Annotated in this window: 10 protein-coding genes and 1 pseudogene; 8 read left to right on the plus strand and 3 right to left on the minus strand. The window is 68.8% G+C overall.

Features of this window, described 5'->3' with window-relative positions; genetic code table 11:
- Positions 1 to 44: 44 nt before the first annotated feature.
- Positions 45 to 530, minus strand: coding sequence for a hypothetical protein (locus OG522_RS02245; RefSeq protein WP_329461203.1), 486 nt, complete (start codon positions 528 to 530; stop codon positions 45 to 47).
- A 319-nt stretch (positions 531 to 849) separates the two neighbouring features.
- Here OG522_RS02245 and OG522_RS02250 point away from each other — a divergent pair, with 319 nt between their 5' ends.
- Together OG522_RS02250 and OG522_RS02255 are read left to right on the plus strand one after the other, a co-directional pair.
- On the plus strand, positions 850 to 1,014 hold the full coding sequence (locus OG522_RS02250; protein ID WP_329467885.1) for a cold-shock protein: 165 nt from the start codon (positions 850 to 852) through the stop codon (positions 1,012 to 1,014).
- Between the two features lie 156 nt (positions 1,015 to 1,170).
- The gene (locus OG522_RS02255) at positions 1,171 to 1,545 is read left to right on the plus strand and encodes a hypothetical protein (RefSeq protein WP_329461204.1); all 375 of its coding nucleotides are present in this window, start codon (positions 1,171 to 1,173) and stop codon (positions 1,543 to 1,545) included.
- A gap of 191 nt (positions 1,546 to 1,736) precedes the next feature.
- On the opposite strand, the gene OG522_RS02260 is transcribed toward OG522_RS02255, so the two are convergent.
- The gene (locus OG522_RS02260) at positions 1,737 to 3,110 is read right to left on the minus strand and encodes a M14 family zinc carboxypeptidase (RefSeq protein WP_329461205.1); all 1,374 of its coding nucleotides are present in this window, start codon (positions 3,108 to 3,110) and stop codon (positions 1,737 to 1,739) included.
- A gap of 866 nt (positions 3,111 to 3,976) precedes the next feature.
- On the opposite strand from OG522_RS02260, the gene OG522_RS02265 reads away from it, so the two are divergent.
- Positions 3,977 to 4,987, plus strand: a complete 1,011-nt coding sequence (locus OG522_RS02265; protein ID WP_329461206.1) for a DUF1259 domain-containing protein — start codon at positions 3,977 to 3,979, stop codon at positions 4,985 to 4,987.
- A gap of 729 nt (positions 4,988 to 5,716) precedes the next feature.
- On the opposite strand, the gene OG522_RS02270 is transcribed toward OG522_RS02265, so the two are convergent.
- A complete protein-coding gene (locus tag OG522_RS02270; protein WP_329461207.1) occupies positions 5,717 to 7,324 on the minus strand; it encodes an MFS transporter in 1,608 nt (535 codons plus the stop codon).
- 606 nt (positions 7,325 to 7,930) lie between these two features.
- Between OG522_RS02270 and OG522_RS02275 the strand changes: the two genes are divergently transcribed.
- From OG522_RS02275 to OG522_RS02295, 5 genes and pseudogenes are all read left to right on the plus strand, one after another.
- Positions 7,931 to 8,077: a hypothetical protein gene (locus OG522_RS02275; protein WP_329461208.1), complete on the plus strand. Its 147-nt coding sequence runs from the start codon at positions 7,931 to 7,933 to the stop codon at positions 8,075 to 8,077.
- A 139-nt stretch (positions 8,078 to 8,216) separates the two neighbouring features.
- Positions 8,217 to 9,425: a cytochrome P450 gene (locus OG522_RS02280; protein ID WP_329461209.1), complete on the plus strand. Its 1,209-nt coding sequence runs from the start codon at positions 8,217 to 8,219 to the stop codon at positions 9,423 to 9,425.
- A gap of 20 nt (positions 9,426 to 9,445) precedes the next feature.
- Positions 9,446 to 9,997: a cupin domain-containing protein gene (locus tag OG522_RS02285; protein ID WP_329461210.1), complete on the plus strand. Its 552-nt coding sequence runs from the start codon at positions 9,446 to 9,448 to the stop codon at positions 9,995 to 9,997.
- Between the two features lie 261 nt (positions 9,998 to 10,258).
- Complete coding sequence (locus OG522_RS02290; RefSeq protein WP_329461211.1) at positions 10,259 to 11,308, plus strand: quinone oxidoreductase family protein; 1,050 nt, start codon at positions 10,259 to 10,261, stop codon at positions 11,306 to 11,308.
- Between the two features lie 90 nt (positions 11,309 to 11,398).
- Positions 11,399 to 11,823: pseudogene (locus tag OG522_RS02295) on the plus strand (VOC family protein).
- The last annotated feature ends 44 nt before the right edge of the window (positions 11,824 to 11,867 follow it).

Below are 11,867 nucleotides of genomic sequence, written 5' to 3' on the forward strand. Positions count from 1 at the left end.
GACGGTGCCACCAGACCTCGGTCGCCGCTACCCCGCCGTCGCGCTCAGATCTTGAGACTGCCCAGGGGAACAGCACCCCGGTAGGCGTGAATGGTCACGGCAGTGCTGTCCAGCTTGATCAGAACGAGGGCGATGATCGACCCGTCGGGCGCGCGGACCACTGTGCCCGTTCGGACGGTGTTCCGCGGGGTGACCAGGACGGTCCCGCCTCGGGTACATCCGGAGACGATGCGGACGACCCGTAGTTGGGCCTCACCGGGGGCGGGAGCGTCGCCGTAGGGCGGGGGCAGGAGCGAATCGGCAGGCGCCTGCGGCTCGTCGTGCGGGGGGCCGAGGCCTTGGACCGTAGGCACCTCGGCGGCCCGGCTCAGGGTTGTGCCACAGACGCTGAGTGTCCTGACTGCCTCGTGGTTGTGCGGTTGCGTGGTGCTGCATCCCGCTCCAGCTACCAGCAGTGCTGCGGCGACCGTGAGCACGGCGCGGGCGGGTGCGCCGTGCTCACGGGGCAGACCGGTCGTGTTCAGTTGCACTTCTCCGATTTTCCGTAGTCCTGCCAGGTCGTGGTGAATCCGCCGCCCGTACTGTCGAGCGGGCCGGCCACGCATGGGCCTTGAAGGCGCCATCGCCCCGCTCCGTGTGACGCCCGCCCCTCCAGCGACACCACCGGTCAACGGCCTGCTGACCAAGCGGACCACGACCGCGTACACGGACCACCGCGGTTTGCGCGCCCAGTTGGGCGCCCGGCACGACTGCAGGCAGCGAACCGGCGGCCCAGGGGCCCCGCTCACTCCGCTTCCTGGTCCGACGGACTGCGGACCCCCGACGCAGGGCCCCCCATAAGCACGCCGCGTGCAGGACCGCGGTGGTCCGGACGTGATCGTCCACTTCCCCGCCATCCAGTTCTCCGCCATCCAGACGACCGGCGTCAAGGAGCTGGCCGAGGGTACGGCCATCGAGTACGACGTTACGCAGGCCCCAAAGGCCCCAGACGAGAACGTGGTGCCGCACCGCTGACGGCGCTTCACGAGATCAGGGTCACCAAATGCAGACGCTGGGCGCTGCCTTGGCCGCCTGAATGACCGAGCAGGGGCCGACGGTGACCAGCGCGGCCACGGTCGCCGCACTCTCTTCCGTACCCGAGCGGCTTGCCGGCACCGCCGTGGGGTCGTAGTGGACCTTCCACAACCTCGGCGGGTCGGGCTCGCGGTCGGCATGGCGGTCTACCGCTGGTCGGCGCAGGACTCGCTCACCGGGAGCCTGGCAAGGAACCACATCCCGGGCGGCTACTCGACTCGCGACGTCGTCAGGAACCCCGAGGACGGCGTCCAACTGCTCCGCGACCGCACCGACCTCGGAGCCCAACAGGTCTCCCAGGTGTACGAGTCGCTCTTCACCCAGGGCAACCAGGCCGCGATGTGGCTGCTCTTCGCCACGTCGGCGATTGCGCTCTGCGTCATCGGCGCGCTTGGCCTGCGGCGCACGAAGGCGCCGGAGCCCGGCCCCGCCCCGGCAGCGGCGCAGCCCCTGCACAGCGAGCGGCGCTGAGCGAGCCATCGCGGGGGCCGACCCGTGGTACGTACCCCGGGGTCGGCCCCCGTCCCGACCCCGGGGGTGAGGAAAGCACCATGCAGTGACCACCCTCCCGAACGGCAACTCAGCGTGCGCTTCCGGGAGGTGGGTTGAACGGCGATCGAGGTCGGTTCAACGGTGATCGCCACAGCTGGGGGCCACCGGCTTCAGCCCTTGGCGGCGACGGTGGTCTGGTAGGGCGCCGCCGCGTGCTGGGCGGCGTACAGCAGGGCGGGCTTCATCTTGGGCCAGAAGTAGCTGTCCTGGCAGGAGTAGGGCGGGGTGAATCCGTCGCAGCCGCGGCGGTCGCTGTCGCCGACCTCGATGGTGAAGCTGGCGAGGCCCAGTTTGTCGAAGGTCCAGTCGTCGGTGCCGCCGGACGCGTCGTACAGGAGCTCGCCGGCCTGCCCGGACTTGTAACCCGTGATCGAGCCCATCTCAGTGGCCAGGGCGCGCAGCGCGGAGTCGTTCCCGGTGTGCGCGGTGTGGTCGAATCCCCAGGGCAGCAACACCATGTTCGCGTCGCCGTGGAGGCTGATCATCATGCCCCGGGCGTCGGCCGGCGCGGGGTCGTCGTCCTCGGTGCCGGTACGCGCGGCCGGGTACAACTGCCGGAACAGGCCTTCCAGGGCGGTGTTCTCCGGCTCGGAGTCGGCGGCCGGGCCGAGGTACTCCTGGCCGCACGCCTGCCGCGAGGTGCCCAGACCGCCCCAGTGGGTGCCCGCGTTGCGGTTGAGGTCGATGCCGATCTGGCCGTTTCGGCCGCAGGTCGTGCCGTGGGAGTCGTTGGCGTTCTTGCGCTGCAGTACGGGGTTGTCGCCGCCGGAGGCGACCATGTCGACGCCGTCCGGGTTGGCGATGGGCACGACCCACATCTCGGTGGTGTCCATCAGCTTGGTGATGTCGGCGTCCTTGCCGTACTGACTCGTCAGCGCGTCGATCCACCGCAGGGCGACCTCGCCGGTGGTGATCTCGCGGGCGTGGATCTGCCCCATGAGGAAGAAGCGGGGCTTGCTGGAGTTCGGGACGAGCGCGCAGTCCCCCGGCCGCATCTTGGTGACGCAGATGGCCTTGAGATCCCGCCCACCGGCGCTGTCCTGCTTCTTTCGCCAGGACTGGCCGTACGTCACGACGGTGGCCAAGTCCGGGTGCTGGGTGGCGACTTGGTCAAGGTGGGCGTAGTTCCCGTCGACCGTGCGGTAGCCGCCATAGTAGGTGTCGCCCACGGCGGGGCGAGCCGTGTCGGGGGTGGGCCGCGGCTGGGTTTTGACGGCGGTCGGGCCGAACCCGATGTGCCGCAGGGAGGCGGCCGTCGTCGGATCGCCCAGGACGAACAGGTCGTTGCCCTCCCTCCGCTCCAGGACGTCGTACCCGGCGGCGATGAGAGTCTGCGCGTCCTGGGTGCGCCGGATCGGTACGCGGTAGGTGACGAGGGTGTCGGCATGCGGGGCGGGGGTGTCGGCCGGTGCCACTTGGGGAAGCGCGGCGCCAGCCAGGACGAGGCCTCCGGCGGCCATGAGCACGAGCCGTCTGCGGGACATGAGCGGGCCTTCCCTGGGGTACGGGGCGCGCGGGGCCGACGAAAAAGGCCCGGCGGACCTCGCGCGCGCCACGAGCCGTCGCCTTGTGTCTTATGTCTTATGTCTTATGCCGGGACGCTAATGGCTTGTGACGGGTCGTGCCTCGGCAGCGGCGGAGGTGGGTGATCTTCGGGCCATTCAGGTGAGAGCCGAGGTGTTCACGAGCGGGCCTGACCGGGCGCGGCGCATGTGGTCTTCGACTCGCTGATGTCCGGGCAGTACGTGGGGTCGCCCCCGACCGTTCGCTGACGCAGCCGCCCGCTACGTGAGCCCGGCCTTCGCGCCCGACCAGGAGCCCATCCAATGAAGCGCTCCTCCTTCCGCCCCTGCGGCCACGCCCTCGGCTCCATGTCCGCGGAGACCAGGCCGTCGTCGACCAGTTCCGCGCGATGCTCAACGCCGCGCGCAGCCCGGAGCCCTGGACGCCCGGCCACGCCCAGGACATTGCCGTGAGGGTCGGCCCGTTCATCGAGCGCGCCCTCCCGCGCCCTGGCGACGACCACTGCACCGAGATGATCGCCATCGCCCTTGTGAACCCCGACACCGGCCACGCCGCGGCATACCTCCACGACCACCAGCTCGGCTACACCGGCAAGGGTTGGTGCGCGGCGAGACCAAGGTCGCTGTCAATACAACGCGAGCATCCGGTTGTCCGGACGCGAATGGGACGCGGCCCCCGAGGTAGGGCGAGGCAACCTTTGTCGGCCAGGCGGGCGAACGCGGGCGCGGGCGCACACATCTGGCCCCGGACCGGGAAGTCACACAGTCATCGAGTCATGTAGTCGTAGGCGTAGGCGGGGGCGCTTACCTGGGCGAAGAAGGTTCCCATGTCTGCCACCCGACGCGGCCGCACCCGCGCGCCGTCAGTTCTGGGCGCGCTGGCCGCGCTCACCGCATCCGCCCTCGTCCTGGCCGATTGCGGTGCCGCCGGTGGGCACCGCGCCGACGGCCACGCGGGAGCCCCGGACCGCGCCCACTGCCCCCGGCAGCAGCGCCCGATCGCCACGAAGGAGGCCGACTGGAAACCAGTCGCCGAGGTGCTGGGCCGCACCGGCGCCTTGCGGGAGAACGTCGTTTTCGGGATCTCGCTGCCCCGCAGGGATCTGACGGTCACCAGCCGGGGAGTGACGATCGGGACCTCGCTCGCGCTCAACGGCAGCGCGGACTTCGCCCGGTACTGCGACGGCACCATGCTCATGGGCGACCTCGTCCTCACTGAGGACGAACTGCCCAGGGCCATCGAAGCGCTTCAAGAGGCGGGCATCGAGCAGACCGCCCTCCACAAGCACCTCCCCGATCAGACGCCACCCATCTGGTGGACGCACTATCAGGCCATGGGCGACCCGATCACCCTCGCCCGCAAACTCAAGACAGTGCTGGAAGTCAGCGGTGACCCCATCGCGGTGCCACCGCCGCCGAGCACCAAGCCCATCGACCTGAACACCGCCGGAATCAACGAGGCACTGGGCCGCAAGGGCATCGCCGAAGGCCGGGTTTACAAGTTCTTCATCGGCCGCGGGGAGACCGTCACCGCACACGGCCACGTGCTGCCCGCGCCCATCGGTGTCGACACCGTAATCAAGTTCCAGGCCTTGGGAGAGGAGCGGGCCGCGGTCACCGGCGACATCGTGATGACCGCAAGTGAAGTGCAGAAGGTCATCCGGATCCTGCACAGGGGCGGCTTCGAACTCGTCGAGCTGCACAACCACATGCTGGACGACCAGCCCCGCCTGTTCTACGTGCACTACTGGGGAATCGGGGACGGCGTCCAGCTCGCCAGGGACCTGCGTCCGGCCCTGGACGCCACCAACCTGGCGGCGCCCACCCCAGGGTCATGACCCACGCGGACGAGGAGCGGACGGGGGGCGGACGGTAAGGGCTGATGTGACAGCCGTTGCTGTTGAGGTGAACGTCTGCCCAGGCGGCCCATGGCGGCCCGGACACCGGGCCGTCCCCTCCCCCGCGCCCGGCCCGTCCCCGCTCGTCGGCCGAGGAGGCGCGGTGCTGGGAGTGGGCGTCGGTCGTACCCCTCCAAGGGAGGCCCGGGGCAGGAGGGGGTGAGACGGAAGCTCTGGCCGGACACACCCGCTGTGCCCTGAGCGGGTGGCGGCCATGTGGCAGTGCCCGGTGGGGTGGACCACGCCGGCAAGGTGAAGAGCCTCGTCGGCGCCCGGCGGTGTCGGATGTGTCCTCGCACGGTCGCCTGGCCGTCAACCAGGTCCTCAGCTCTGGCGTCCGCGCCGGTCCGACCCGTATCAAGGATGCGGCCAAGGGGCTTCGCCAAGTCTGATGAACCCGTCCCGCAAGCCGCGCCGCCCAGCGACGGCGATCAACGGACGACGGCGGCCACCACCACCGGGACACATCAACCGGTGACGGTCAACACCACCAGGACACCGGGACACCGGGACACCGGGGGCCAAACTCACCCGGAGCTTGTCCCGCCGCAGCCCCGGACCATCAGTACGACGGCACGTATGACGGCACGTATACGGCCGCGCACTGCGGCAATCAGTGACGGGACCGCTGGTCGGGGCGGACGACCGCGCCGACCGTCGGCCCCACGCTCACCCTTCGCTCCTCGCGCTCACCTTTTCCTGTTCGCGGGCGGGCGGCCCCTGAGAGGTGCCGCGCGGCAGGAAGACCAGGGTCACAATCGCACCGAGAGCCGCGACCCCGGCCGATGCGGTCGCGGTGACGTGCATGGCGTGGACGAACGCGTCGTTGGCGGGCTGGACCAGCGCAGTGCCCGCCGGCCCCAGCTTCTGCGCGACCGCCAGCGTGGTCTCCACCGACTCGCCCGCTGTGCGCCGCAGGGCCTCGGACAGCTCGGGGATCCCCGCGAGATGGCTGTCGATGCCGCTGTGGTAGACGGTGGACAGCAGGGAGCCCAGTACAGCGACCCCCAGCGCACCGCCGACCTGCCGGAAGGTGTTGTTTACCGCAGAGGCGGAACCGGCCTTCTCACGCGGCAGCGACGACATGATCATGACGGTGGCGGGTGGCATCACATGCGCCATCGCCGTGCCCATCAGAAAGAACACCACCTCAAGTACCCAAATCGGCGTGGCAGTACCAAGTAGCAGGAAGCCGAGGAACGCGACCGCGTCCAGGGCCAATCCGGTGGTGCACACGGCACGTGCGCCGAACCGGGCGACGACCAGGCGGGCCCGCGGCGCGAAGATGATTTGGGCGGCGGCGAGCGGAAGCATCAGAAGGCCGGACTGCAGGGGCGTGTAACCGCGCACGCTCTGGGTGTAGAAGACACTGAAGAAGGTCACGCCCACAAGCCCGAAGAAGACGAAGCCGATGGCGACCACGGAGGCGGAAAAGCGCCGGTCGCGGAAGTACGCGATGTCGAAGGCCGGGTGATCGCTGCGGTGCTCATGGAGCACCCAGCCGCCCAGAACGGCGACACCGGCGACGATCGTCATCCACGACTCGGGCGCGGTGAAGTCGGCGAGCTGGCCGCCCTTGATGACGCCGTACGCCAGCAGGACCAGACCGACGATGGACAGCAGCACCCCGACCGGGTCGAGCCGGCCGGGGTGGGGGTCCTTGGAGTCCGGGACCAGCACGGCCATCGCGATCACGCCCATCGCCACGATGGGCACGTTGACCAGGAACACCGATCCCCACCAGAAGTGCTGGAGCAGCAGCCCGCCGACGATCGGGCCGAGCGCGATACCGAAGCCGACCGTGCCGGTCCAGATGCCGATGGCCTTGGGCCGCTCCTCGCGGTCGAAGACGTTAGCAATGATCGCCAGGGTGCTGGGCATGACGAATGCGGCACCGAAGCCCATCAGTGCACGGAACGCGATCAGTTCACCGGAGGAGTCGGAGATCGCGGAGAGCAGGGAGCCGGTGCCGAAGACCAGCATGCCGAAGATCAGGGTTTTCTTGCGTCCCAGCCGGTCGCCGATCAGCCCGGAGGTGAACAGCAACCCGGCGAAGACCAGTGTGTAGGCGTTGATCGCCCATTCCAGCTGGCTCTGAGTGGAGCCGAGTCCGGTAGGGGGCGGCTGGGAGATGGTCTTCATCGCGACATTGAGGATCGAGTTGTCGAGCACGACAACGATCAGGCTGAAAAGCAGCACGGCCAGAATTGCCCAGCGGCGGGAATGCACCGCCTCGGGAATCTGTGCGGTCGCAGGCCGGGACTCGGTGGCAGACATGCTCCCACGCTAGAGTCACTCAGCGTACATAATCGGCACTATATCGTAGTTATCCCCCGAATGGTGGATCAATCGGCTATCAGCGGGGTTCCCCTCGTTTCAGGGGAGGACCCGCTCACCTATCGCCAACCAGGTCGTCCCCGGCGGCCTTCCGCTCCTGGCGGGCGGGTCCTCGCACCGGCGGTCCACCGATCCCACCCGAGTAGCCCGAGCGCGAGGCACTGAGGGGCCCGGCCGTTCGCGTGTCCACACTGCCGGGAGGTACCGACGGGACACGGCCAGGGGGCACCGTCGGGGGTCACTGCCAGGGGTCACCTCGTCGCGGGCTGTCCTAACGCGCTGGTGGAGCGGTATGCGGGCTTCGACGTGCGGGGCTGTACAGGCTGCCCTAGCGTGGAACGCGGCGCCCAACAGGACCCCGTCCTTGAGGAGCAGACCCATGGCCCTACTGCACAAACCGGCAATCGCAGTCCTCGATCACAACATCCCGAACACGGAGGACTGGCATCTCCTACGCGGTCCGGTCCACCGGTCTTCAACTTCCAGCTGGACAAGGACAATTGGGTTCGGAGCCCGACAGAGCCGCCCACCCCGGCCTTGCGCGCGGTGGCGGAAGAACACGACTGGGGCGCCCGCCACAAGCTGGACTTCTACCTCATCCACGCGGGCCGGCCACCCCTCTTCGACGATCTGAGCCGCTTCCTGGGCATCCCGCCCGAAGCCTTCCGGTTCCGCCGCGCAACCCCTCACTGAGTGCGGCACATCACCAGCGCCGTGGTGCCCAACGCACTGGCATGCCTTTTGACGAGGTGTCGCGGCACTGAGGCCACGGACCAGGCAGCTTGAAACCCCGCCCGCACCCGCACCCGCACCCAAGCAGGAGGTACGCATCATGAGCAGTCAGACGGATGAGCCACCGGTCCGCTTCTGGAGCGTTGACGACGTCGAAGCCCTCGACTTCGACCCGGCGATGCAGGAGATGCTGGAAGACGGCCGACTCGCCCGCATCCGGATGCCGCACGGGGAAGGCGAGGCGTGGGTGGCGACGAAGTACGAGGACGTCAAGCTGGTCACCACCGACCCGCGGTTCAGCAGGGCGGAACTGGCCGGTCGCGATGTCACCCGGCTCGCCCCGCACTTCATCCCGCTCGACGACGCGGTGGGGTTCACCGACCCTCCGTACCACACCGGGCTGCGCAAGACGGTGGCGCAGATGTTTACCCGCCGCCGCGTCGAGCAACTGCGCCCGCGTGCCGAGAAGATCGCGGGGGACCTTCTGGACACCATGGAACAGGCCGGGGCACCGGCCAACGTGATGGAGCACCTCAACACGCCCTTCTCGGTGGCCGGGATCAGCGAGCTGATGGGTGTGCCGCAGGAGGACTGGTCCCGCATCCTCGACTGGACCCTGCTGGTCATCTCGTCGCTGCACGGCCGCCGGCGCAGCGAGCAGGCCAAGGAGGAGATCGGCGCCTACTTCGACGCGCTGGCCACCCAGCGGATGGCGGAGCCCCGCGACGACGTGCTCAGTCATATGGCCGCCGCTGAGCGAGACGGCCAGCTTTCCCGAAAGGAGCTGGTGTCGTTCGCCGTGCTGATGGAGGTCAGCGGCATCAACTCGGTGCGGTTCAACAGCGCCAACATGGTCTACTTGCTGCTCACACACCCGGAGCACCATGCCAGGCTGCTGGCCGAGCCGGACTTGCTGCCGCAGGCAGTGGAGGAGTTGCTTCGCTACATCCCCCACCGCAACGCGGTGGGCATGGGCCGCATCGCCACCGAGGACGTGCAAGTCGGCGAGGTGACCATCCGGTGCGGCGATCCGGTCTATGCCTCGTACGTGGCGGCCAACCGCGACCCGGAGACGTTCGACAACCCGCACAGCCTCGACTTCGACCGCTCCTTCAATCCGCATCTGGCTTTCGGTAACGGACCGCACTACTGCGCCGGCCCCTGGTTGGCCCGGATGGAGATGCAGGTGATGCTCCGCGGACTGCTCGACCGCTTCCCCGGCCTGCGCCTCGCCGTTCCGCCGAGTGACATCCGCTGGCGGCGAGGCGAGCTTATCCGGGGTCCAGAAGCGCTTCCAGTGACCTGGTGACACGGACGGAGAACCTCCCGATGACCGATCTGACGACTCCTACGATGGACGGCCTGGTGCTCCCGCCGGGCGCGGGACGGACCCTGGTGACCAGCGCCCAGGAGGTGACGATGAAGATAACGGGCGCGCGCACCCAGGTGGGTTCCCTCTTCGAGGTGGTGGTTCCCCCCGGGTTCGACGTGGGCGCACACGCCCACGCCAACAGCGAGGAGGTGTTCTACCTCCTCGAAGGCGAGCTGGAGATACTCGCGTTCGAGCCCCGGGAACGTACGCCGGACAACTGGCAGCTGTGGGAGTCCCGTTCTGGCGAGCGGCCGGTGCTGGCCACCCCGGGATCGGTGGCGCATGTGCCGCCCGGCTGTCCACACGCCTTCGCCAACCGGACGGACAAGAATGCCAGGATGCTCGTGCAGGCGGCTCCGCCCCCGCACCACGAACGCTACTTCGAGGAGCTGTTGGAGATCCTGAACGCCGACGGCCCCCCGGACGAGGCGGCGGTAGCCGACCTGCGCGAACGCTACGGGATCCAACAACTGACCCCGCTGCGTACCCGGTTCAGCGGGCGGCCGTGATTCGGTCCTCCCTCCGGTGACATGATCCCAGGTGCTGAGGACGGGGAACTTCACGTCCCTCATCGTGAACGCACCGGGAGGAGATCCCAGAGTTCCGTCGGGTGTGGTGGTTCAGATGCCCGACCCGACCGATGGTGCCTGATGGCGCGAGACAGAGAGTGCATACGGTCGTACCGGCACCTCTGCCGCCACACCATCCGGCGACACCACCCTGCCGACGGCGAACGTCGGCGCCGCCAAGCCGACCGGAGGTATGGACCGGTGAAAGCGCTCGTCATAGAGGAGTTCGGCGGCCCGGAGGTGATCCACCTCGCGGAACTGGCTGATCTCGAACCTGGGCCCGGCGAGGTCCGGGTCCGGGTGTCGACAGTCGTTGTCGGCCGCACGAAGGACATCGCGACCCGGGCCGGACGGCCTCCTTTCGCGGAGCAGGTGCCGGGGTTCCCCCATGTACTCGGCAGTGAGCACGCCGGCGTGGTCGACGCCGTAGGTCCCGGCGCGGACCGGGCGCTGATCGGGAGACGGGTAGCCGTCTCCGCGGTACTTTCCTGCGGAAACTGTCGCGCCTGCCGGGCCCGCCGCGAGGAGGCGTGCTCGTCGTTCGGTTTGATCGGCATACACCGGCAGGGCAGCTACGCGCACGCGTGCCTGGCTCCGCAGTCCAACGTCTCGCTGCTGCCGGACGACGTGCCCTTCACCCAGGCGGCGGCCCTGGCGGGCAACGGGCCCGTCGCCAGAGCACAACTCGACGCCGGTCATGTCGGACCGGGCAGCAACGTACTGGTGATCGGTGCGGCGGGCTCGCTCGGTGCGACCGCCGCGTCGCTCGCCAGCTTTCGCGGGGCCCATGCCATCGGTGTCGACCGGCTGGCCGCCAAACCGGGCTGCATGGACGGCCTGCCACTGCGAGCGGCCCTCGACGGTGAGGCGCACGACCTCGCCGACGCCATTCGCGAGGTGACCGGCGAGTGGGGTGTCGACTGCGTCATCGACAACCTCGGCATCCCTGCGGTGTGGCACAAGTACCGCGAAACACTGGCTGACATGGGCCGCATCATCGTGTCCGGAGCGATTTCGCACGAGCCACTGCCTATGTCGCTGCTGCCGTTCTACCTCCACACTCAATCGCTCATCGGTATCCGCACCGGCAACCGCTCGCAGATCACCGCCTTGTGGCGGGATGTGGCGAACGGCTTCCGCATCCCTGAGGCATTTGTGGATCCCAGGCCGTGGGAAACCGCGGGCGATGCCCATCGTGCCGTCGAGACGGGGGCCTCCCGGGGCCAGGCAGTGCTCGAAGTGGAGGGCTAGGAGAGCGATTCCGCCGGCGGCGTGCTCCAGTCGATCACGTCGGACCGGGGCGTGGCACCCTGGGCACGTGCCAAATACGGTGGCCCGGTGATGTCGGTCAAGAAGTTCCAGGTCACCTTCGACTGCGCGGAACCTGAGCGCCTCGCCCGTTTCTGGTGCGAGGTGTTGGGGTACGTCGTACCGCCGCCACCGGAAGGGTTTGCCACATGGGACGACTTCAAGCGTTCCCAGCCACCCGAGCAGCAGGACGCGTGGTTTGCCTGCAGCGACCCTTCTGGGGTGGGCCCGCGGCTGTACTTCAGCGCGTCCCCGAAGGGAAGGCCGCCAAGAACCGGCTGCATCTCGACGTGCGGGTCGGCACCGGACTCGTGGGTGAAGAGCGCCTCGCAGCACTTGAAGCGGAGTGCGCACGACTGGTCCCGCTGGGAGCGGTACACCTGCGAACGCTGTATGACGGCAACGATTCGTGCATCCCGATGCTGGACATCGAGGGCAACGAGTTCTGCATCGACTGAGGGTCCGAACAAGTCGTGTCCGTCGATGACGGGGAGCGGCCCGG

It is taken from the genome of Streptomyces sp. NBC_01431, from assembly GCF_036231355.1.
Taxonomy (GTDB): Bacteria; Actinomycetota; Actinomycetes; order Streptomycetales; family Streptomycetaceae; genus Streptomyces.

Coding starts and splice junctions, on each gene's coding strand:
- OG522_RS02285 (WP_329461210.1), top strand. CDS start 9,446: ATGACCGATCTGACGACTCCTACGATGGACGGCCTGGTGCTCCCGCCG.
- OG522_RS02260 (WP_329461205.1), bottom strand. CDS start 3,110: ATGTCCCGCAGACGGCTCGTGCTCATGGCCGCCGGAGGCCTCGTCCTG.
- OG522_RS02265 (WP_329461206.1), top strand. CDS start 3,977: ATGTCTGCCACCCGACGCGGCCGCACCCGCGCGCCGTCAGTTCTGGGC.
- OG522_RS02280 (WP_329461209.1), top strand. CDS start 8,217: ATGAGCAGTCAGACGGATGAGCCACCGGTCCGCTTCTGGAGCGTTGAC.
- OG522_RS02270 (WP_329461207.1), bottom strand. CDS start 7,324: ATGTCTGCCACCGAGTCCCGGCCTGCGACCGCACAGATTCCCGAGGCG.